Origin of the sequence: Nocardioides sp. HDW12B (assembly GCF_011299595.1) — a bacterium.
Classification (GTDB): Bacteria; Actinomycetota; Actinomycetes; order Propionibacteriales; family Nocardioidaceae; genus Marmoricola_A.
Map to the genome: position 1 here is coordinate 696742 of NZ_CP049867.1, position 22175 is coordinate 718916.

Genomic DNA, 22175 nt, shown 5'->3' on the forward strand with positions numbered 1-22175 from the left:
TTCACTAGGTACCCAGTGAAACCAGCAGGGCCGGTACGCCGCTGGGTGGTGCGGAGGCGGGGGCGGGCGGGTCAGCTGACGGGGACCGCGAGGTCGCTGTAGATCACCCGGTGGTCGGTGATGGAGCGGGTCACGTCGTTCTCGAGGTCGGTGTAGGAGTCCACGCGCATCGACTTCGAGGCGAAGATCCAGTCGATGCGCATCCACGAGGGCGGGTCGCAGCGGCCGTTGGGCCAGCCGCCCCCGTTGACGGCCTTGAGGTTGCTGGCGCCGGTGATGTCGCAGAAGGCCTCGTCGCGCTCGTTGAAGTCACCGAGCAGGATCACCGGGACGCCGGTGCGCTCGAGCGTGTTGGCCAGGTCGGCCTGGATCGCCATCGCGCGGTCGCGGTACTGCTGGGCCGGGCCCTTGGAGTCGGCCGGGTTGTGGGTGTTGATGACCCACACCGAGACGCCGTCGGAGTTGCGCAGCTTGATGTAGGGCTGCTGCACCATCCGGCCGCGGAAGTAGGGGATCGCGTAGAGGCGCTTCTCGACGACGCGCCACTCGGAGGTGCGCCACGCGATCGAGTTCTGCACCGGACGGCGTCCCTCCTCGAGGCCCGGGTAGACCCCGAAGCGGCCGGCGGTGCGGCGCACGAACATCTCGTGCTGGTCGACCTGGTACTCCTGGAACCCGACGATCCCGAAGGCGCGCTCCTCGATGAGGGCGATGGTCTTGCGCATCCGCGGCTCGTACGTCGCAAAGCCCCGGGCCGGGTTCTCGGTGTGGCTCGCGCCGAGGATGTTGAAGGTGGCGACCCGGAAGGGTGCGCTCATCGCGGCCCGCTCGGCCGTGCCCGCCGCCGTGGCGACCGACGGGGTCGGTGCCGCCTGGGCGCCCTGGCCGGCCAGCGCCAGCACGCTGCTCAGTCCGAGCGTCAGCGCGAGCGCGGTGCCGAGGCGACGCAGCGGTCGCCGGGCCGATCGTCGGGCGGGGCGGTGGGTCGTCGGCCGCGTGCGGCCCGTCGACGTCGTGGTGGTGTCAGGCATGCGCAGGCGTCTCCCGTGTGATGGGCCGCGGGGCGAAGGGGGGTGGGCCGCGACCGTCTCCCTCCAGGACGATAGTCCCGAAACGGAGGACGCCAGAGGCGAACCCGGCAGCCCGTCAAGGACTGGTCTTGACCACCTCGGAGGCCAGCACGTCGTAGATCGCGGCGTCGGCGAGGGTGTCGCCCTCAACGCGGGCGGCCCGTCGCTCGCGTCCCTGGTGGGTGAACCCGAGGTCCTCGAGCAGCCGACGGGAGGCCGTGTTGCCCTCGGCGGCGAGCGCCCGGACCGCGACCAGGCCGAGGCCGCCGTCCTCGACGTCGACGACGGCGTGGCGCAGCGCGAGCCCGGCGGCGCGACGCCCGAGACCGCGTCCGCGCCCCTCCGGGTGCAGCACGTAGCCCAGCTCGCCCGTGCCCGACGGGGTGAGGTCGAAGACGTTGACCACCCCGAGCAGCAGGTCGGTGTCCGGGTCGGCCACGGTCCAGGTCACGGCGGTCCCACGGGCGTGGCGCTCGGTCAGGTCGTCCAGCCAGGCCCGCGCCTCGGTGTCGCCGTACGGCTGGGGGATGTGGCCCAGCCAGCGTCGGGTGAGCGGGTCGGCGGCGTACTCGACGACGCGCGGGAGGTCCGCCTCCGTGGGGGCGCGCAGCACGACGCCGTCCCCGACGATCCGCGGCGCGTCCAGCCAGGCGTGGGCGGGGCGGCGCGGGTCCCCGGCGCGCAGGGTGCCGACCCACGCGTCCAGGAGCTCCCCGCGCTGCGGGAGCCAGCTGCGCAGGCCGGCCTCGACGGTGAAGCCGACGCGCCACGCCAGCTTGCGGGAGGACCAGTTGCCCCGGTTGGCCCACCAGACGACGGTCCGCAGGCCCCGCTCCTCGAAACCCCAGTCGAGCAGCAGCCGGACCGCCCGCTCCATGACGCCCGTGCCGCGGACCCACGGGTGCGCGCCGTAGGCCAGCTCGGCCCGGTCGTCGCCCTCGTCGCGCAGCGAGATGGTGCCGGCGAAGCGACGTACGCCGTCGGGCTCGTCCGCGGTGGTGAGCGAGGTGTCGAGCGCCTCGACGGCGAACATCAGCTCGGCCTCGGTGCGCCAGGCACCTGGAGCGATGTCCCGCACGAAGCGGTCGGCGTCCGCCCGGGTGTAGTCCAGCGGCACGGTCGTCCACTGCCGGCTGACCGGGTCCAGGCACTGCTCGAGGACGGCCGGGGCGTCCTCGGGTCGGTGGGCGCGGATGGTCGCCACGCCGTCGGTGAGGGTCGGCACGTCGGAGGGGAAACGCATGTCTCTATCCTGGACGAACAGATCTCCCGGTTTCCGGCGGGGGACGGACGAGAGGGTTGGTCACCGTGGGTGGCACCTGGGCCTCCATCGGCCTGGTCGTGGTGTTCGTGCTCATCGGAGGGGTCTTCGCGGCCGCTGAGATCGCCTTGGTATCGCTGCGTGACAGCCAGGCCCGCGCGCTGGCCGACCGCGGCCGGCGCGGCCAGGTGGTGGCCGAGCTCAACCAGGACCCCAACCGCTTCCTCGCCGCGGTGCAGGTCGGCGTCACCACGGCCGGGTTCCTCTCGGCCGCGTTCGGTGGCGCGACGCTCGCCGACGACCTCGCGCCGGTGCTGGTCGACGCCGGGGTCTCCGCGCGCTTCTCCGACGGGCTGGCGCTGGTGCTGGTGACGCTCGCGATCTCCTACCTCTCGCTGGTCCTCGGCGAGCTGGTGCCCAAGCGGCTCGCGCTGCAGCGTGCCGAGGTGTTCGCGCTCGCGCTGGGGCCGACCATCAACCGGGTCTCGCGGCTCTCCCGCCCGGTGATCTGGCTGCTGTCGCGCTCGACCGACGTCATCGTGCGCATCCTGGGCGGCGACCCCAACGCCCAGCGCGAGCAGATCTCCGACGAGGAGCTGCGCGAGCTGGTCGGCTCCCACGAGGCGCTCGGCGAGGAGGAGCGGCGCATCCTCGAGGACGTCTTCGAGGCCGGGGACCGGCAGATCCGCGAGGTCATGGTGCCGCGCACCGAGGTCGACTTCCTCGACGCGTCCGTGCCGGTCTACAAGGCGGCGCGCGAGGCGCTGACCAAGCCGCACTCCCGCTACCCGGTCATCCGGGGCTCCTCCGACGACGTCATCGGCTTCGTCCACGTCCGCGACCTGCTCGACCCCGACATGGCCAACCGCTCGGTCCGGGTCGGCGAGCTGTCGCGCGACGTGCTGACCCTGCCGTGGACACGCAACATCATCGCCGCGCTGGGTGACATGCGCCGCGAGGGCATCCACATGGCGATGGTCGCCGACGAGTACGGCGGCACCGCCGGCATCGTGACCATGGAGGACCTCGTCGAGGAGGTCGTGGGCGACATCCGCGACGAGTACGACGTCGACGAGGGCGAGACCACCCGCCACCTCAGCGGAGACGTCGAGGTCGACGGGCTGCTCAACCTCGACGACTTCGAGGACGAGACCGGCGTCGAGCTCACCGAGGGCCCCTACGAGACGGTGGCCGGCTTCCTCATGAGCCGGCTCGGCCGCATCCCCGAGGCCGGCGACGCCGTCGACCACGAGGGCCGCCGGATCACGGTCGTGCTCGTCGACGGCCGGCGCGTGAGCCGGGTGCGGGTCAGCCCGCTCCCGGACCCCGCCCCGGGGGAGGCGGCGGAGTCGGCTGACCCCCCTGCTGGGGCGGGTACGACGACAGGTGCTGGGTCGGGTGCTGGGTCGGGTGCTGGGTCGGGTGCTGCGTCGGGTGGCCAGCCGGAGCAGGCCAACCCGGACCGCTGACCCCCGTCGGGCCGTAGATCGGCGCGCCGGGAGCGGTGACGGCCGGGTCGTAGGCGTCCGGGTCGGGGACGACCGCGGTGCTGTCCAGGAGGTCCTGGGGCACCCGTTCGGCGGCGCGCGTCAGGCGCATCACGACGAGGAACCACAGCACCAGGGCCAGCACGCAGAAGACGAGCTGGCCGGTCTCGAAGATCTCGAGGCGAGCGACCGTGCCGGGATCGCCGGAGCCGAGCTGACTGGTGGTGACGCGTCGGTCGACGAACTCGTTGAGGAGCAGGAACGTCCACCAGGCGCCCACTGGTGCGACCCGACGCACCTGCCGCATGTCGAGGGAGTCACGCAGGTCGCGGGTGTACTGGAACGGCACCACGAAGAACGCAAGAGGGATGAGCCACCCGCCGAAGGCCCACCACCGACGCCGGTTGTGGTGGAACGTCGGTCGGACGCGCTCGGCGAAGCGGCGCAGCCCGAGAAGCCAGAAACCGGCGAGGACGATCGTCGCCAGCTGGGCGACGATGATCGGCAGGGCGACGAGGTCGTACGCCGTGATGACGTCCGCAGGGTCCCCGCCCGTGCGCAGGGTGCGGGCGAAGCGCTCCCCGGCGGGACCGGCCAGGACCGCTTCGACGACCTGGAGCGCCGTCACGACGACTGCCCCGCCGATGGCGGCGTAGGCCAGAGCGCGTCCCGGCGGCTGAGCGGCAGGGAGGCCGGCGGTAGCGGCGTACGGTCCGGGGCCGGGGGCGGGCGGACCGCCCGCAGGTGGCAGCGTGGCACTCATCGGACGTTCCTTCCTCCGGGCGCCGCGACCGGTGGCGACCTCCGAGCGGAACGACCCCCGTTCCGAGTGGGGTGACTGTGCCCGCTGTCAGAACCTCGCAAACCGGACAGCTGCCGCTCCGCGGCGCCGCCGGGCGGGTGGGCCGGGAAACCCGGTCGAGGGGGCGGCCGGGCGCCTGAGAGAATGCCGCTCGTGCCCGAGACACCTGCCGAGACCCCTGCCGAGACCCCTGCCGAGACCCCCGCCGAGACCCCCGCCCGCCGACGCGTCCTCTCCGGGATCCAGCCCAGCGCGGACTCGTGGCACTTCGGCAACTTCCTCGGGGCGGTGCGTCAGTGGGTGACGCTGCAGGACGAGTTCGAGCCGTTCTTCTTCCTCGCCGACCTGCACGCCATCACCGTCGAGCAGGACCCGAAGCAGCTGCGCCGCCGCTCGCGGAGGTACGTCGCGCAGCTGGTCGCGGCGGGCGTGGACCCCACGCGCTCGGCGATCTTCCTGCAGTCGCAGGTGCCGGCCCACGCGCAGCTGGCCTGGGTGCTGCAGTGCCTGACCGGCTTCGGCGAGGCGCGCCGGATGACGCAGTTCAAGGACAAGTCCGCGAAGGGCGGCGAAGGTGCCGCGAGCGTCGGCCTCTTCACCTACCCGATCCTGCAGGCGGCCGACATCCTGCTCTACCGGCCCGCCTACGTGCCGGTGGGGGAGGACCAGCGCCAGCACCTGGAGCTCACCCGCGACCTCGCCCAGCGTTTCAACCACCGTTACAAGAAGACGTTCCCGCTGCCGGAGCCCTACATCCTCAAGAGCACCGCGCGCATCTGCGACCTCCAGGACCCGACGAAGAAGATGTCGAAGTCGGCCTCGAGCGCCGCCGGTCTCGTCGACATGCTCGACGACCCGAAGGTCTCGGCGAAGAAGATCCGCAGCGCCGTGACGGACTCCGGCTCGGAGGTCCGCTTCGACGAGGACGAGAAGCCCGGCATCTCGAACCTGCTGACCATCTACTCCGCGCTCAGCGGCGACCCGGTGCCGGCGCTGGAGGAGCAGTACGCCGGGCGCGGCTACGGCGACTTCAAGGGCGACCTGTCCGAGCGGGTCGTCGAGTTCGTGACGCCGTTCCGCGACCGCGCGCTCGCGCTGCTCGAGGACGACGCACGGCTCGACGAGATCCTCGAGCAGGGGCGGGCGACGGCGCACGAGGTCGCCCAGCGGACGCTGGCCCAGGTCTACGAGCGGGTCGGGTTCGGCACTCCCGGACCGTGAGTAGGGTGGTCCGCTGTGACCACGATCGGCGTCTCGCTGGCGGTGCCCGAGCCCTGGGGACCGCAGCTGCAGGAGTACCGCGTCGGCCTCGGTGACACCCCCGCCGCGGGCATCCCCACGCACATCACGCTGGTGCCACCGGTGGAGGTGGACGAGGCCGCCCTGGGCGACGTCGTCTCCCACCTGGAGGCGGCCGCCCGGGAGCACGCCGCGTTCGACGTGCACCTGCGCGGGACCGGCACCTTCCGACCGGTCTCCCCGGTGGTCTTCGTCAGCCTGGTGGAGGGCATCTCCGGCTGCGAGCTGCTGGCCAAGACGGTCGCCCAGGGGCCGCTGGCCCGGGAGACCGAGTTCCCCTACCACCCGCACGTGACCGTGGCCCACCACCTGTCCGAGGCGCTGCTGGACCGGGCCTTCGACGAGCAGGCCGGCTTCGAGTGCCGGTTCACCGCCGACCGGTTCTGGCTCTACGTCCACCACAGCGAGCTGGGCTGGGCCCCCGCGCACGAGTTCGTCCTCGGTGGCTGAGGCACCGGCCGGGGCCACCACCCGCCGCGGCGCCCACGGCATCCCGCACGTCGTCGCGGGCTCGCTCCTCGCGGTCGCGCGCGAGCAGGGCCGCGCCGTGGTCGAGGACCGCCTGTGGCAGGTCACCTGGTCGCGCCTCAAGGCGGAGGGCCGCACGGCCGAGCTCGTCGGTCCGCCCGGGCTGCCGTGGGACCGCTTCGCGCGCCGCGCCGGGGTCGCCGACGTCGCGCAGCAGGCGAACGCCGCGCTGGGTCCCGAGTCGCGCGCCTTCGTCGCGGCGTACGTCGACGGGGTGAACGAGGCGCTCGCCGCCGGACCCACCTGCGCCGAGCTGGAGGAGGTGGGCCACCGCGCGGAGGCCTGGCCCGCGTGGATGCCGCTGGCCGTCTTCGCCGCCCACCACGTCCTGTTCGGCACGTTCCCCGGCAAGCTGTGGCGCCGGCACCTGCGCGCGACCGTCGGCGACGACGTGGCCGGGCTCTTCCGCCACGAGGGCCTCGGGCCCGGCAGCAACTCCTGGGTGGTCGGCGGGCAGCGGACGGCCGGCGGGTTCCCGATGATCGGCGGCGACCCGCATCGCGGCTTCGAGCTCCCCAACGGCTACCAGCAGGTGCGGCTGACGAGCACCGACCCCGACGACGCCTTCGACGTCGCCGGCTTCACCTTCCCCGGCGTCCCGGGCGTGCAGCACTTCGCCCACGCCGGCGCGGTGGCGTGGGGCATCACCAATGCCACGGCGGACTACCAGGACGTGTACGTCGAGGAGCTCGAGCGGCGGGCCGGGAAGGTCCTCGCGCGGACCGCGGACGGCTGGGTGGAGGTGACCAGCCGGCTGGAGACCGTCCACGTGGCCGGTCACGACCCCGAGACGGTCGAGGTCGTCGAGACCCCCGCGGGCCGGGTGGTCCAGGGCGAGCCGGGCGGGACGGCGTACAGCCTGAGGACGCCGTCGTACGCCCTCGGCGACCTCGGCTTCGAGGCGCTGGTGCCGCTGCTGCGCGCCCGCAGCGTCGCCGACGTGGAGCGGGCGCTCGAGCACTGGGTCGAGCCGGTCAACAACCTGCTGGTCGCGGACCGCGCGGGCACCGTGCGCCAACGCGTGGTGGGGCGGGTGCCGCTGCGGCACGACGCGAACCGGACCGAGCCCGTCCCGGCCTGGGACCGCGCGCACCGCTGGAACGGCTGGGTCACGCTGCCGCCGCACGACGTGGCGCCGGACGGGCACCTCGCCACCGCCAACCACCGGATGTACGACGACTTCGAGCGGATCGGGCGCGACTTCGCACCACCCGGCCGGGCGCGACGCATCGAGGCCCTGCTCGAGGGGCGGGACGGCCTCACCCGCGACGACTTCGCGGCGATCCATGCCGACGTGCTGGCCGGGCAACCGGCGGCCCTGCACCGGGCCCTCGCCGAGCTGTCCGGGCTGGACGGCCCTGCCGAGCAGCTGCGCCGGCGCCTGGTCGCCTGGGACCAGCGGTTCACCGCCGACAGCACCGAGGGGACGGCGTACGTCGACGTCCGGACGCGGCTGGTCAGCGAGCTGGCCCGGACACCGACCCTGGCCCGGCTCTCCGAGCACGAGGCCGACCCGCTCCTGGCGCCCTGGTTCGACGTGCCGACCGAGCTGTGGCTGAGCCTCCCGCACGTGCTGTCGCCGTGCGGTCGCGCCCTGCTGCCCGAGGTCGACGCGGCCCTGGCCGAGGCGCTCGCGCACGTCGCCGGCCGGCCGGCCGAGCCGTGGCACCGGCGCCACGTCTACGCGCCCTACCACCCGCTCGGCCGGGAGCTGCCCGACGCCCCGGGGCTCGCGGGCGACAACGACTGCGTCCGCTGCGCCGGCGCCCGCCCCGGCTCGGACCTGGTGCTGCGGGGCTCGGTGGCGCGCTACGTCTGGGACCTGGCCGGGCTGGAGGGCAGCGGCTGGGTGGTGCCGCTCGGGGCGGACGGCGACCCCCGCTCGGCGCACCACCACGACCAGCTCGGGACGTGGGTCGACGGCCGCCTGGTCCCGGTCGGGGACCCGGCGTCGGACTTGTCACAACCAGTGGTCGGTGGGTCGGGCGGCTCCTAGGCTTCGCCCCATGGAGCACCTGTCACTCCTCGCCGGCGGCGACGAGCACACGAGGGCCACGCGCGAGCAGTGGGAGAAGGCCGCGGCGGACGTCCTGCGCAAGGCGGGTCGTCTGAAGGACGACGACCCCGACGACCTGGTGTGGAGCAGGCTGACGCGCACCACGCTGGACGGCATCGACGTCCTGCCCCTGGGTCTGCGCGAGCACCTCGACGGGCTGGCCCCGACCGGGGAGCCGGGCGAGGCGCCGTACACGCGGGGGAGCGCGCTCTCGCGCCCCGACCAGGGCTGGGACGTGCGCGTCCACCTCGCCGACCCCGACGCGAAGCAGGCCGCGGCCGACGCCCTGACCGACCTCGAGAACGGCGCCACCAGCCTCTGGCTGCGGCTGGGCCGCGGCGGCCTCGCGGTCGCCGACCTGCCGACGGTGCTGGAGAAGGTGTACGTCGACCTCGCTCCGGTCGTCCTGGACTGCCCCCGGGACCCGGTCGGGGCGGCCGAGGCGTTCGCCGCGATCCTCGCCGAGCGTGAGGTCGCGCCGGCTCCCGGCACCGTCCTGGCCGTCGACCCCTGGAGCGCCGCGGCGAACGGCTTCAGCGGCCACCCGCACCGTGACGACGACGTGCTGCCGCGCCTGGTCGAGCTCGCCCGCGAGCACGGCGCCCGCATCACGATCGACGCCTCCTGGGTGCACGAGGCCGGCGGCCACGACGCCCACGAGCTCGGCTGGTCGCTGGCCGCGGGCGCGGCGTTCCTGCGTCGGGCCACCGGGGACCTCGGGCTGTCGGTGCCCGAGGCCGCGGACCTGCTGGAGTTCCGCTACGCCGTCACCGACGAGCAGTTCCTCTCCATCGCCAAGCTCCGCGCCGCCCGTCGCCTCTGGGCCCGGGTGCTGGAGCTCTCCGGGGCCCCGGACGCCCCCGGCCAGGTGCAGCACGCCGTCACCGGCCGCGCCATGCTCACGAAGTACGACCCCTGGGTGAACATGCTGCGCGGCACGGTCGCGGCGTTCGCCGCCGGCGTCGGCGGCGCCGCCTCGGTCACGGTGATGCCCTTCGACACCGCGCTCGGCGTCCCTGACGCCCTCGGTCGACGCGTCGCCCGCAACACCTCCTCGCTGCTGATCCACGAGGCCCACGTCGCCCGGGTCACCGACCCCGCCGGCGGTTCGTACGCCGTGGAGAAGCTGACCGACGACCTCGCCCGCCGCGGCTGGGAGGAGCTGCAGAAGCTCGAGGCCGACGGCGGCGCCGAGGCCGCCCTCGACCAGCCCGGCGGCCTCTACGACCGCATCAAGGACGAGGCGATGCAGCCCCGACGCCGCCAGGTCGCCACCCGGAAGCGCGCCGTCACCGGCGTCAGCGAGTTCCCGAACCTCCACGAGGAGCTTCCCGAGCGCCGCCCCGTCGAGGAGGGACACGGCCCGGACCGCTACGCCCTCGACTTCGAGACCCTGCGCGACGACCCGGCCAGCACGCCCGTCTTCCTGGCCACCATGGGCCCGGTGGCCCAGCACACCGCTCGCGCCACCTTCGCCGCCAACCTGCTGGCCGCCGGCGGCGTCGACACCGTCTCCGCCGGTCCCACCACCACCGCCGAGGACGTCGTCTCCGCCTTCCGGCAGTCCGGTGACACCGGCCCCGCCACCCCGGTCGTCTGCCTCTGCGGCACCGACACGGCGTACGCCGAGTGGGGCGCCGACCTGGTCGCCGAGCTCCGCGAGGCCGGTGCCAGCCACGTCGTCCTCGCCGGCAAGCCCGGCGAGAAGACAGTCCCCGAGGACACGGTCGACTCCCACTGCGCCGTCGGCATCGACGCCCTCGCCTTCCTCCACGCCGTCCGAGAGGAGCTCACCCGATGAGCGTCCCCGCCTCCTTCGCCGACCTCCCCCTGGTCTCGACGAGCTCGACCGACGGGGGTGACCAGAGCGCGCCCGGTGAGGTCTCGACAGGCTCGACCACCGACACCCCCGAGACCACCGAGACCGCCGACCCGCTGCTGCAGACCACCGAGGCCGAGGACGGCCAGCCGGCGTGGATGTCCCCCGAGGGCATCCCGGTCAAGGCGCTCTACACCGCGGCCGACCTCGAGGGCCTCGACGGCCTCGACACCCTCCCCGGCCTGAGCCCGTTCCTGCGCGGGCCCTACCCGACGATGTACACGACGCAGCCCTGGACGGTCCGCCAGTACGCCGGTTTCTCGACCGCCGAGGAGTCCAACGCGTTCTACCGCCGCAACCTCAAGGCCGGCCAGAAGGGGCTGAGCGTCGCGTTCGACCTGGCGACGCACCGCGGCTACGACTCCGACCACCCGCGGGTGAAGGGCGACGTCGGGATGGCGGGGGTGGCGATCGACTCGATCTACGACGCCCGCACGCTGTTCGACGGCATCCCGCTGGACCAGATGAGCGTGTCGATGACGATGAACGGCGCCGTGCTGCCGGTCATGGCGCTCTACATCGCGGCGGCGGAGGAGCAGGGGGTGAAGCCGGAGCAGCTCGCGGGGACGATCCAGAACGACATCCTCAAGGAGTTCATGGTCCGCAACACTTACATCTACCCGCCGCAGCCGAGCATGCGGATCATCAGCGACATCTTCGCGTTCACGGCGCAGAGGATGCCGCGGTTCAACTCGATCTCGATCTCCGGCTACCACATGCAGGAGGCCGGGGCGACCTGCGACCTGGAGCTCGCGTACACGCTGGCCGACGGAGTGGAGTACATCCGCGCAGGTCTCGACGCCGGTCTCGAGATCGACAAGTTCGCTCCCCGGCTGAGCTTCTTCTGGGCCATCGGGATGAACTTCTTCATGGAGGTCGCCAAGATGCGCGCGGCCCGGGCGCTGTGGGCGCGGCTGGTGACGCAGTTCGACCCGCAGAACCCGAAGTCGCTGTCGCTGCGCACGCACAGCCAGACGTCGGGCTGGTCGCTGACGGCGCAGGACGTGTTCAACAACGCCTCGCGCACCTGCATCGAGGCGATGGCTGCGACCCAGGGGCACACCCAGAGCCTGCACACCAACGCCCTCGACGAGGCGATCGCGCTGCCGACGGACTTCTCGGCGCGCATCGCCCGCAACACCCAGCTGCTGCTGCAGCAGGAGTCGGGGACCACCGGCACGATCGACCCGTGGGCGGGCTCCTACTACGTGGAGCGGCTGACCCAGGACCTGGCCGAGAAGGCGTGGGCGCACATCACCGAGGCCGAGGAGGCCGGCGGGATGGCGGCGGCCATCGAGAAGGGCATCCCCAAGATGCGCATCGAGGAGGCGGCCGCCCGCACCCAGGCGCGCATCGACTCGGGCGCGCAGAAGGTGATCGGCGTCAACACCTACCGGCTGCCGAGCGAGGACGCCCTCGACGTGCTGCGCGTCGACAACGCCGCGGTGTACTCCTCCCAGGTCGCCAAGCTGGAGCGGCTGCGCGCCGAGCGCGACGAGGACGCCGTACGCCGGGCGCTGGCCGGCCTGACCGAGTCGGCCGAGAAGGGGGCCCGGGGACAGGGCTCCCTGGAGGGCAACCTGCTCGCGCTGGCGGTCGAGGCGGCGCACGCCAAGGCGACGGTGGGGGAGATCTCGGACGCGCTCGAGAAGGTCTACGGGCGGCACCGGGCGACGATCCGTACCATCTCCGGGGTGTACCGCTCCGAGGCCGGCTCCTCCAACGAGGCCGTGACGAAGGTGCTGGAGGCGACCGAGAAGTTCGCCGAGGACGAGGGGCGTCGCCCTCGCATCCTGGTGGCGAAGATGGGCCAGGACGGCCACGACCGGGGGCAGAAGGTCGTGGTCACGGCCTTCGCCGACCTCGGCTTCGACGTCGACGTGGGTCCGCTGTTCTCCACGCCGGAGGAGGTCGCCCAGCAGGCGGTCGACGCCGACGTGCACATCGTCGGGGTGAACTCGCTCGCCGCCGGCCACCTGACGCTCGTGCCGGCGCTCAAGAAGGCGCTGGCCGACCTCGGCCGCGAGGACGTGATGATCGTGGTCGGCGGCGTGATCCCGCCCGACGACGTGCAGCCGCTGCGCGACATGGGCGCCGCCGCTGTCTTCCCCCCGGGCACGGTGATCGCGGACGCCGCCCTCGACCTGCTGCGCCAGCTGTCCTCGGCGCTGGGCCACCCGGCCTGACCCTGGCGCGGGCCACGCTCGGGCCGCGCCCCGTGGACACCGGGCCGCGGGGGAGGGACCATGAGGCATGGAACCTCCCCTGCGACTCGCCACGGGCAGTGAGGTGTTCCTGGACGCCCGGGGCGACGAGCGGGCGCTGAAGGTCACCTGGCACCACGACGCCGGGATCGTGGTGCTGTCGCTGTGGCGCGGAGCCACGTGCGTCGGCACGCTCCAGCTGGCGGCCGACGAGGTCCCCGCGGCGGTCGCGGCGCTGTCGCAGGGCCTCGCCGAGGGGTACGCCGCACGCGGTGGCGAGGCCTCGGCGGCCGGCTGAGGCGACCTCAAGCGGCCTCTGGCGACCTCAGGCGGCCAGGAGGCCGTCGATCTGGTTCATGGCCTCGGTGATGCCCTCGATCATGCCCATGGCGCTCATCTGCTCCATGACCTCGGCCGAGGGGAAGGTGGACGTGACGGTCATGACCGTCCCGCCCTGCTCGGCGCGCAGGGCGACCTCGGCCCGCGTCACGAGGCCGTCCTCGGTCGGGGTGCCGTTCTCGTCGGCGAACCCGTCCTCGAAGACGAGGCGCTCGGGCGCTGCGACCTCGTGCACGCGCCACCAGCCGTGGTGCTGGTCGCCGCCCGGGCCGGTCATCAGGTAGTGCACGCGACCGCCGGGGGACAGGTCGTGCTCGAGGACGGTGGCGGGGTAGGTCGGGGGTCCCCACCAGCGCTCCAGCAGGCGCGGGTCCTCCCAGACCTGCCAGACCCGCTCCGGCGGGGCGTCGAAGCGCGCGGTGAGCGTGACGGTCAGGGCGTCGACGTCCTTGGTGGTGTCGATGACGGTCATGGGTGCTGTCCTTTCGTCGGTGGTGCCTGAGGAGGGTCGACCTCCGGGGAGAAGAGGTCGTCGATGCGGTCCAGCCGGTCCTGCCACCGAGCAGCGAGCTCGTCGAGGACCAGGTCGGCGGCGCGCACCGCGCCGATCTCGGCGCGCACGAGCTTCTCGCGCCCGCGGCGTCGCTTCGTCACCGCGCCGGCGCTCTCGAGCACCGCCACGTGCTTCTGCACCGCCGCGAACGACATCGGGTAGTCCTGCGCCAGCGCCGAGACGGACAGCTCGCGCACCAGGGTGCGCCGCAGGATGTCGCGTCGGGTGGCGTCGGCCAGGGCGTGGAACAGCCGGTCCGGCTCGTAGGAGACGTCGCGGCTGGTCACAGGAACAACGTACAACCATATGGTTGTACGTTGTCAAGGGTCGGCGGCTCAGCCCACCGTGAGCAGGCCGACGCCGAGGCTCGACACGCCTGCCGCGAGCAGCGCACCGCCGACGTAGACCAGGGCGAGGAGGGTGTTGGGCTCCGTGCGGCCCCTGCCCGCGGAGGCGCCGAAGAAGCCTGCCGGCATGAGGATCGCGGCGACGGCCACGCCCGAGCGGGAGAGCCACGCGAGCAGCTCGCCCGGCGTGCCGACCTGCCGGTCGCCACCGTGAAGTTCTACCTCCGCGAAGGACTGCTGCCGCCGGGGGAGCCGGTGAGTGCGACCCGGGCCCGCTACGGCGAGGACCACGTCGACCGGCTGCGCCTGGTGCGCGCCCTCGTCCAGGTCGGTGGCCTGGGGCTGGACCGGGTGCGCGCGGTGCTGGCGGTCCGGTCCTCCGACGCCACCCTCGCGGCGAGCATCGGGGCGGCGCACTACGCGCTCGCGAGCCCCCCGGAGGCCTCCGCCGCGGCCCGCGCCCGCGTCACCGCGCTCGTCGAGGACCTGGGCTGGACCTGCGACCTCGAGCAGACCCATGCCCGCGCCCTGGCCGCCGCACTGGACGGCCTGGACCGGGCCGGGCAGCCGATGGCGGAGACCGTGGTGCGGGAGTACGCCGAGGCTGCCGCGCGGGTGGCGCGGGCCGACCTGGGGTCGCTCGGGGAGCGGACCGGAGCGCAGGCCGTCACCTACGCCGTGATCGGCACCGTGCTGAGCGAGCCCGTCCTGGTGGCGCTGCGCCGGATGGCCCAGGAGGACCGCAGCCGGCGGGGCGCCGCAGAGCAGGATGGCGCCCGGCATCGGTGATGATGGGGCGGTGCCGTCCCCGAGGAAGCCCGTCGACGTCCCCGCCCTGGCCCGGGACCTGCGCGCCGGCGACCGTGCCGCCCTGGCCCGCGCCATCACCCTGGTCGAGTCGACCCGCCCCGACCACCGGCTCGCGACCCGGGAGCTGATGGCCGACCTCGGCGCGACCGCCGCGGAGCGCCTGGTGCCCCGGGTCGGGATCTCCGGCGTCCCCGGCGTCGGGAAGTCCACGTTCATCGAGTCCCTCGGCAGCCACCTGCTGGAGGCAGGGCTGCGCATCGGCGTGCTGGCCGTCGACCCCTCCTCGATCCGCACCGGGGGCTCGGTGCTGGGGGACAAGACCCGGATGGCCACTCTCGCCGCGGACCCGCGCGCCTTCGTGCGGCCCTCGCCGTCCGCCGGGACCCTCGGCGGCGTCGCCAAGGCGACCGCGCAGGCGATGACCGTGCTCGAGGCGGCCGGCTTCGACCTGGTCCTGGTCGAGACGGTCGGGGTGGGCCAGTCGGAGGTGACGGTGGCCGGCATGGTCGACACCTTCCTGTTCCTCACCCTCGCCCGCACCGGCGACCAGCTGCAGGGCATCAAGAAGGGCATCCTCGAGATCGCCGACGTCATCGCCGTCAACAAGGCCGACGACCGGGAGGCCGAGACCCGCGGCGCGGCCAAGGAGCTGGCCGGCGCCCTGCACTTCGTCCACCGCGGCGGTGACGGGTGGGTGCCGCCCGTGCTGACGTGCTCGGGCCTGACCGGGGACGGCGTGCCCGAGGTCTGGGAGAAGGTGCAGGCGCACCGCGACGCCCTCGGGGCCGACGGACTGCGCGACAAGCGCGCCCGCCAGCAGCTCGACTTCACCTGGTCGCTGGTGCGCGACGAGCTCGAGCAGCGGCTGCGGACCTCCCCGGGCGTCCGTGCGGTGCGCGAGGAGGTCCACGTGGAGGTGCGGGCCGGACGGCTGCCCGCGACCGCCGCGGCCGACCGGTTCCTGGCCGCCTTCGACGCCGACCGCGCGGACCCGGCCGACCCGGGCCCGACGGGGCACTAACCTGGAGGGCGATGTCTCTCCCAGCCGATCCCTCCCGTGCCATCAAGACCGCCGTCGCCTCGCTCGTCGAGGAGCTGGTGGAGTTCCGTCGCGACCTCCACCGCCACCCGGAGCTGGCCTGGGAGGAGACCCGGACCACCGAGAAGGTCGCGGAGCGGCTGGCCCGCGACGAGATCGGCGTCCAGCTGCTGCCGAAGTCGGGGCTGATCGCTGAGATCGGCACCGGTGGCCCGGTCGTGGCCCTGCGCGCCGACCTCGACGCGCTCCCCGTCGGTGACCAGACCTCCGACCCCTGGCGCAGCGGCACCGACGAGGTCGCGCACGCCTGCGGCCACGACGTCCACACCACCGCCCTGCTGGGCGCGGGCCTCGCGCTGCAGCGACTCGACCGCGAGCGGCCGCTGAGCGGTCGGGTCCGCCTGCTGTTCCAGCCCGCCGAGGAGGTCATGCCCGGCGGTGCCCTCGAGGTGATCGCCGCGGGCGGGCTCGAGGACGTGACCCACGCCTTCGGCCTGCACTGCGACCCCTCCCTCGACGTCGGGCAGGTCGGCCTGAGGGTCGGCCCGATCACCGGCGCAGCCGACAGCCTCAGCGTCCGGCTCACCGGTCGCGGCGGCCACACCTCCCGGCCGCACCTGACCCAGGACCTGACCTACGCGCTGGCCACCCTCGTGACCGAGCTGCCGTCCGCGCTGAGCCGCCGCCTCGACCCCCGCGCCGGCGCGAGCATGGTCTGGGGCCTGCTGCGCGCCGGGTCCGCGCGCAACGTCATCCCCGCCACCGGGGTCGCCTCCGGGACCCTGCGGATGCTGGACCCGGTCGCCTGGGCCGACGCGGAGCAGCTGGTGCGCGGACTCATCGGCCACATCGTGGCGCCGTACGGCGTGGTGGCCGACGTCGACTACATCCGCGGCGTGCCGCCGGTCGTCAACGAGCCCCGGTCCACCGCCATCCTCGCCGACGCCGTCGAGTCGACCCTGGGTGAGGAGGGCATCGTGTCGACCACCCAGAGCCTCGGGGGCGAGGACTTCGGGTGGTACCTCGAGCAGGTCCCCGGCGCCATGGGCCGGTTGGGCACCCGTACGCCGGGGGGCCCCACCTTCGACCTGCACCAGGGCGACCTGCGCATCGACGAGCGGGCCGTCGGGATCGGCGCCCGGGTGCTGGCCCAGGCCGCGTCCGCCGCCCTTCCCCGACCGTCCGTCGACGCCTCAGCCTGAGGATCTGCGGCGGCGGCACCTCACGACTGGATAACATCTCGCCGCTCCGGCGCCGCGTGGTTCGGATCACGTCCCCGCGGAGGTTTAGGGTGACCGCAAGTCACGCCCGGCCGGGCGGGCATTGCATGGAAGGGATCGACTCTTGCGTCGAGTCAGCACTATTTCTTCGCTCGTGGCAGCGTCCGCGCTCGTCCTCGCCGGTTGCGGCGACGGCGGCGGCGGCGGCACCGGCGGGTCCGAGTCCGGCGGCAGCTCGGAGGGCGGCTCGTCCTCGGAATCGGTCTGCGAGTCCGCGGACGGCGACGGCCCCAAGATCGGCGTCGCCTACGACGTCGGCGGTCGCGGCGACCTGTCCTTCAACGACTCCGCCTTCTCCGGCGTGGAGCAGGCCGTCGAGGAGCTCGACGCCACCTGCCAGGAGGCCGAGGCCCAGGCCAACGAGAGCGAGGCCGACCGCGAGGAGCGTCTGCGCCTGCTCGCCGAGGCCGGCTTCAACCCGATCATCGCCGTGGGCTTCGTCTACTCGCCCTCGGCCGCCAAGGTCGCCGAGGAGTACCCCGACACCGACTTCGCGGTCGTCGACGGCTACTCCACCTTCATCACCGGCGACATGGTCGAGATCCCGAACGTCGCGGACCTCAACTTCGCCGAGGAGCAGGGCTCCTTCCTCGTCGGTGTCGCGGCGGCGCTGACCACCAAGACCGACAACGTCGGCTTCATCGGTGGCACCAACACCCCGCTGATCCAGAAGTTCGAGGCCGGCTTCAAGGCCGGTGTCGCGGAGATCGACCCGAAGATCACGGTCCAGAGCGAGTACCTCTCGCAGGGTGACCCGGTCAAGGGCTTCGAGAACCCCACCGACGGCAAGACGGTCGCCGAGGGCATGTACGAGAAGGCCGACGTGGTCTACCACGCCGCCGGCAAGTCCGGCCTGGGCCTCTTCGACGCGGTCACCGAGGCCGGCGAGGGCAAGTACGCCATCGGCGTCGACTCAGACCAGTACCTCACCGCCGACGAGGAGCAGAAGCCCTACATCCTGACCTCGATGCTCAAGCGCATCGACGTCGCGGTGCTGGAGTACGTCACCGCCTTCGCCGAGGGCGACGCCCCCGCGGGTGTCGCGCTCTACGACCTCAAGGTCGACGGTGTCGGCTACTCGACGTCCAACGAGGAGGCCATCTCCGGCATCCAGGACCAGATCGACGAGTACGCGGAGCAGATCAAGAGCGGCGAGATCAAGGTCCCGTCCGCTCCGTGATCGACCCCGACGGGGGACTGAAGGGCTGAATCCGGGAGGCCCGGTTCACGCGGTAGCGTGAGCCGGGCCTTCTGTGTGGCACACCAGCGAGCGGCCGGCGAGCAGGCCAGGGAGCAGGGAGGACGAGCATGGGCACCACCGAGTCCAGGGCACCGGCGGTCAGGCTGAGCGGCATCGGCAAGAGCTTCCCGGGGGTGCGCGCCAACTACGACGTCGACCTGACGGTCCGTCCGGGCACCGTGCACGCGCTGTGCGGCGAGAACGGCGCCGGCAAGTCCACGCTCATGAAGATCCTCTACGGCGTCCAGAAGCCCGACGAGGGCACCATCGAGGTCGGCGGCGAGCGCGTCACCTTCTCCTCGCCCTCCGACGCCATCGAGCACGGCATCGGGATGGTGTTCCAGCACTTCCAGCTCGCCGACAACCTGACCGTCACCGAGAACGTCGTGCTCGGGGCGGAGAAGCTGCACGGCATCGGCGACAAGGCCCGCGCCGAGATCCAGCGCATCTCCGACGCCTACGGCTTCGGCCTCGACCCCGACGAGCTGGTCGAGGACCTCGGTGTGGGGGAGCGCCAGCGGGTCGAGATCCTCAAGGTCCTCTACCGCGGCGCCAAGATCATCATCCTCGACGAGCCGACCGCGGTGCTGGTGCCGCAGGAGGTCGACGCCCTCTTCGACAACCTCCGCGAGCTCAAGTCCGAGGGCCACACCCTCATCTTCATCTCGCACAAGCTCGACGAGGTGCTCGCCGTCTCCGACGACATCACGGTGCTGCGCCGCGGCACGACGGTCGGGACCGTCGTACCGGCCGAGACCAGCTCGCGCCAGCTGGCCGAGCTGATGGTCGGCGCCGAGCTGCCCAGCCCCAGCACCTCCGAGTCCACCGTGACCGACCGCGAGGTCCTCGAGGTCCGCGACCTGACCGTCCACGACGCGGCGGGCCGCGTCGTGCTCAGCGACATCGACCTCGTCATCCACGCCGGCGAGGTCCTGGGCATCGCCGGGGTGGAGGGCAACGGCCAGACCGAGCTCGTCGAGGCCGTCATCGGCCTGCTGAAGCCGTCGGCCGGCGTCGTCGAGCTCAAGGACCAGGACGTCTCGAGCTGGGGCACCCGCGAGCGCCGCGCCTTCGGGGTGGGCTACATCCCCGAGGACCGTCAGCGCCACGGGCTGCTGCTCGACGCACCGCTCTGGGAGAACCGCGTGCTCGGCCACCAGACGCGCAAGCCGTCGTCGAAGGGCAAGCTCGTCGACCGGGCGGGTGCGCGCCAGGACAGCCAGCGCATCCTCGAGCAGTACGACGTCCGCTCGCCCGGCATCGACACCACCGCACGCGCGCTGTCGGGCGGCAACCAGCAGAAGTTCATCGTGGGACGCGAGATGAGCGGCGAGCCCAGCCTGCTCGTCGCCGCCCACCCGACCCGCGGCGTCGACGTCGGCGCCCAGGCGGCGATCTGGGACCACATCCGCGAGGCCCGCCGCCGCGGACTGGCCGTGCTGCTGATCTCCGCCGACCTCGACGAGCTGATCGGCCTGTCTGACAGCCTCAAGGTCATCCTGCGCGGACGTCTCGTGGCCGACTTCGACCCGCGCACGGTCACCCCGTCCCTGCTCGGCTCGGCCATGACCGGCGCCGACAGCACCGAGACCCCCCAGGGAGGCGCGGCATGAGCCGGGTCCAGCGCATCGCGCTCAGCATGGCGGCGCCGGTGCTCGCGCTGGTCGTCGCCGGCATCATCACCACGGTCGTGCTGCTCATGGCCGGCGAGGACGCCGCGCTGTTCTGGGAGACGATCCTGTCGGTCCCCGAGAGCCGCAACGTCGTCAACATCCTCAACAGCGGGTCGGTGCTCTACCTGTCGGGCCTGGCGGCCGCCATCGGGTTCCGCATGAACCTGTTCAACATCGGCGTCGAGGGCCAGTACCGCGTCGCCACCTTCTGCGCGGCGCTCTTCGCCGCCCAGGCCTGGCTGCCCGGCTACGCCAACACCTTCGCCACCCTGCTGGTCGGCATGCTCGCCGGCGCGGCCTGGGCCGGTATCGCGGGCCTGCTGCGCGTCACGCGCGGGGTCAGCGAGGTGATCTCGACGATCATGCTCAACGCGATCGCGGTCTCGCTGATCGCCTACCTGCTGCGCGAGACCGGCTCGCGCCAGGGCCAGACCATCGTCACCGACCCGATCCCCGAGGGCAGCCGGGTGGGCGGCATCGCGCTGTTCTCCGACTCCCAGACCGAGGTCTACGGTCTCATCGTCGTCGCGGTCGCGGCCGGCATCGTGTTCTGGTTCCTCGTCAACCGCACCGTGTTCGGCTTCAACCTGCGGGCCACGGGCATGTCGGAGTCGGCGGCCGTGGCCAGCGGCGTCAACGTCAAGCGCATGACGCTGTGGGCGATGCTCATCTCGGGTGCCCTGGCCGGACTGATCGGCATGCCGAACCTGTTCGGCGAGTCCTACAACTTCGGCTCCACCATCCAGAGCGGCATCGGGTTCGCCGGCATCGCGGTCGCGCTGCTCGGGCGCAACAACCCGGTCGGTGTCGCCTTCGGGGCGCTGATCTTCGCCTTCCTCAACGAGCAGGCCAACCCGCTGGGGATCCTCGCCGGCATCTCGCCCGACATCATCCTCATCACCCAGGGCGCGGTGGTGCTGTCGGTGGTCATCGCCTACGAGGTCGTACGCCGCTACCGCCAGCGCCTCGAGCAGGGGGCCGTGGCCGACGCCTTGGACCGCGAGCGCACGAGCACGGAAGGCGCGACGGCATGAGCACCGCCACCCGCACCCCCAGCGGCTCCGGCCCGTCGACGCGCGAGCGCAGCGGCGTGGCCGGCTTCCTGAGCTCGGTGCCGAAGGTCTGGATCTACCTCAGCGTGCTGCTGCTGGCGCTGTCGCTGGTGCGGGTGATCACCGGCGCCGACCAGATCACCTCCGTCGGCACCCTGCGCGCGGCGCTGATCTCGGCCATGCCCATCGCGCTGGCCGGCCTCGGCGGACTTTGGTCCGAGCGGGCGGGCGTGGTGAACATCGGCCTCGAGGGCATGATGATCCTCGGCACGCTGGGCGCTGGCTACTACGGCTTCAACTACGGCGTGTGGGCCGGTCTGATCGGGGCGGCCGTCTTCGGCGCCGTCGGCGGCCTACTGCACGCCCTGTCGACGGTGATCTTCGGTGTCGACCACATCGTGTCCGGCGTCGCGATCAACATCATCGCGCTGGGGGCCTCCGGCTTCCTGGCCGAGGCGATGTTCACCGGGCTCGAGGGCGGCGGTCCCACGCAGTCGCCGTCCTTCGACCGGGCGCCGTCCCTGACGGTTCCCGGGGTCTCCGACGTGGCGGGTGACGTCGCGGCCAAGGGCTGGTTCCTGGTGTCCGACCTGGCCGGGGTGGTCGGTGCGCTCACGACCGGGCTGTCGTCGTTCACGATCATCGCGATCGGGCTGTTCCTGCTCACCTCGTGGGTGCTGTGGCGCACCAGTTTCGGTCTCCGCCTGCGCTCCTGCGGGGAGTCGCCGCAGGCCGCGGAGACCCTCGGCGTCAACGTCTACCTGTACAAGTTCATCGCGGTCACCATGTCCGGCGCGCTGGCCGGCGCCGGTGGCGCCTACCTCGCGACCGTGTCCTCCTCGGGCTACCAGTCCGGGCAGACCCTCGGCTTCGGCTACATCGGCCTGGCCGCCATGATCTTCGGCAACTGGCGCCCCTCGGGCCTGTTCCTCGGAGCGCTGCTCTTCGGCTACGCCAACGCGGCCCGGCTGCGCGACGGCGGCGACTCGGTGCACGCCCTGGTCTTCATGGTCGGGGCCGCCCTGGTGGTGCTGCTGGCCTACCAGCTGTGGAAGCGGCGCTGGCTGGCGGCGGGGCTGGCGGGCTTCGGCGCGCTGCTGGCGCTGGCGGTCTACTTCGGGACCGATCGGGTGCCCAGCGACTTCACCGAGATGACGCCCTACATCGCGACGCTGCTGGTGCTCGCGCTGGCCTCGCAGAGCCTGCGGATGCCGGCGGCCGACGGTCAGACCTACCGCCGCGGATCGGCGGGCTGA

Annotated in this window: 19 protein-coding genes and 1 pseudogene; 14 read left to right on the top strand and 6 right to left on the bottom strand. The window is 72.9% G+C overall.

The window, feature by feature from the left end; translation table 11 throughout:
• Positions 1 to 71: 71 nt before the first annotated feature.
• Positions 72 to 1031: an endonuclease/exonuclease/phosphatase family protein gene (locus G7072_RS03275; RefSeq protein ID WP_166084216.1), complete on the bottom strand. Its 960-nt coding sequence runs from the start codon at positions 1029 to 1031 to the stop codon at positions 72 to 74.
• A 115-nt stretch (positions 1032 to 1146) separates the two neighbouring features.
• On the bottom strand, positions 1147 to 2313 hold the full coding sequence (locus G7072_RS03280; RefSeq protein ID WP_166084217.1) for a GNAT family N-acetyltransferase: 1167 nt from the start codon (positions 2311 to 2313) through the stop codon (positions 1147 to 1149).
• 65 nt (positions 2314 to 2378) lie between these two features.
• Between G7072_RS03280 and G7072_RS03285 the strand changes: the two genes are divergently transcribed.
• Positions 2379 to 3800: a hemolysin family protein gene (locus tag G7072_RS03285; RefSeq protein WP_166084218.1), complete on the top strand. Its 1422-nt coding sequence runs from the start codon at positions 2379 to 2381 to the stop codon at positions 3798 to 3800.
• A gap of 127 nt (positions 3801 to 3927) precedes the next feature.
• Here G7072_RS03285 and G7072_RS19955 read toward each other — a convergent pair.
• A pseudogene (locus tag G7072_RS19955) lies at positions 3928 to 4581 on the bottom strand (DUF4328 domain-containing protein); the annotation flags it as partial.
• A 192-nt stretch (positions 4582 to 4773) separates the two neighbouring features.
• Here G7072_RS19955 and trpS point away from each other — a divergent pair.
• The 6 genes from trpS to G7072_RS03315 all read left to right on the top strand — a co-directional run bounded on the left by trpS (position 4774) and on the right by G7072_RS03315 (position 12884).
• On the top strand, positions 4774 to 5841 hold the full coding sequence (gene trpS / locus G7072_RS03290) for a tryptophan--tRNA ligase (RefSeq protein WP_277343396.1): 1068 nt from the start codon (positions 4774 to 4776) through the stop codon (positions 5839 to 5841).
• A 15-nt stretch (positions 5842 to 5856) separates the two neighbouring features.
• Entirely contained in the window at positions 5857 to 6369 is a 513-nt protein-coding gene (locus G7072_RS03295; protein ID WP_166084220.1) for a 2'-5' RNA ligase family protein, read from the top strand.
• Positions 6362 to 8443: a penicillin acylase family protein gene (locus tag G7072_RS03300; RefSeq protein WP_166084221.1), complete on the top strand. Its 2082-nt coding sequence runs from the start codon at positions 6362 to 6364 to the stop codon at positions 8441 to 8443. The genes G7072_RS03295 and G7072_RS03300 overlap by 8 nt, the downstream gene beginning before the upstream one ends.
• 10 nt (positions 8444 to 8453) lie before the next feature.
• The gene (locus G7072_RS03305; protein ID WP_166084222.1) at positions 8454 to 10304 is read left to right on the top strand and encodes a methylmalonyl-CoA mutase family protein; all 1851 of its coding nucleotides are present in this window, start codon (positions 8454 to 8456) and stop codon (positions 10302 to 10304) included.
• Positions 10301 to 12568, top strand: coding sequence for a methylmalonyl-CoA mutase (gene scpA, locus G7072_RS03310; RefSeq protein WP_166084223.1), 2268 nt, complete (start codon positions 10301 to 10303; stop codon positions 12566 to 12568). The genes G7072_RS03305 and scpA overlap by 4 nt, the downstream gene beginning before the upstream one ends.
• A gap of 67 nt (positions 12569 to 12635) precedes the next feature.
• Positions 12636 to 12884, top strand: a complete 249-nt coding sequence (locus G7072_RS03315; RefSeq protein WP_166084224.1) for a hypothetical protein — start codon at positions 12636 to 12638, stop codon at positions 12882 to 12884.
• Between the two features lie 27 nt (positions 12885 to 12911).
• On the opposite strand, the gene G7072_RS03320 is transcribed toward G7072_RS03315, so the two are convergent.
• Genes G7072_RS03320 through G7072_RS03330 form a run of 3 tightly spaced genes read right to left on the bottom strand, consistent with a single transcriptional unit; the run spans position 12912 to position 13975 of the window.
• Entirely contained in the window at positions 12912 to 13397 is a 486-nt protein-coding gene (locus tag G7072_RS03320; protein WP_166084225.1) for an SRPBCC domain-containing protein, read from the bottom strand.
• Complete coding sequence (locus G7072_RS03325; protein WP_240917126.1) at positions 13394 to 13765, bottom strand: metalloregulator ArsR/SmtB family transcription factor; 372 nt, start codon at positions 13763 to 13765, stop codon at positions 13394 to 13396. Before G7072_RS03325 ends, G7072_RS03320 begins: the two co-directional genes overlap by 4 nt.
• Before the next feature lie 48 nt (positions 13766 to 13813).
• Positions 13814 to 13975: a hypothetical protein gene (locus G7072_RS03330; RefSeq protein WP_166084226.1), complete on the bottom strand. Its 162-nt coding sequence runs from the start codon at positions 13973 to 13975 to the stop codon at positions 13814 to 13816.
• A 60-nt stretch (positions 13976 to 14035) separates the two neighbouring features.
• Between G7072_RS03330 and G7072_RS03335 the strand changes: the two genes are divergently transcribed.
• From G7072_RS03335 to G7072_RS03365, 7 genes are all read left to right on the top strand, one after another.
• Positions 14036 to 14614 (top strand): MerR family transcriptional regulator, encoded by a 579-nt coding sequence (locus G7072_RS03335; protein ID WP_166084227.1) that lies wholly within the window; start codon positions 14036 to 14038, stop codon positions 14612 to 14614.
• 10 nt (positions 14615 to 14624) lie between these two features.
• Positions 14625 to 15656, top strand: coding sequence for a methylmalonyl Co-A mutase-associated GTPase MeaB (gene meaB / locus G7072_RS03340; protein WP_240917127.1), 1032 nt, complete (start codon positions 14625 to 14627; stop codon positions 15654 to 15656).
• 11 nt (positions 15657 to 15667) lie between these two features.
• The gene (locus tag G7072_RS03345; protein ID WP_166084230.1) at positions 15668 to 16876 is read left to right on the top strand and encodes an amidohydrolase; all 1209 of its coding nucleotides are present in this window, start codon (positions 15668 to 15670) and stop codon (positions 16874 to 16876) included.
• 172 nt (positions 16877 to 17048) lie between these two features.
• Complete coding sequence (locus G7072_RS03350; RefSeq protein WP_240917128.1) at positions 17049 to 18134, top strand: BMP family ABC transporter substrate-binding protein; 1086 nt, start codon at positions 17049 to 17051, stop codon at positions 18132 to 18134.
• Between the two features lie 128 nt (positions 18135 to 18262).
• A complete protein-coding gene (locus tag G7072_RS03355) occupies positions 18263 to 19807 on the top strand; it encodes an ABC transporter ATP-binding protein (RefSeq protein WP_166084233.1) in 1545 nt (514 codons plus the stop codon).
• Complete coding sequence (locus G7072_RS03360; RefSeq protein WP_166084234.1) at positions 19804 to 20901, top strand: ABC transporter permease; 1098 nt, start codon at positions 19804 to 19806, stop codon at positions 20899 to 20901. Before G7072_RS03355 ends, G7072_RS03360 begins: the two co-directional genes overlap by 4 nt.
• Positions 20898 to 22175: an ABC transporter permease gene (locus G7072_RS03365; RefSeq protein ID WP_166084235.1), complete on the top strand. Its 1278-nt coding sequence runs from the start codon at positions 20898 to 20900 to the stop codon at positions 22173 to 22175. The genes G7072_RS03360 and G7072_RS03365 overlap by 4 nt, the downstream gene beginning before the upstream one ends.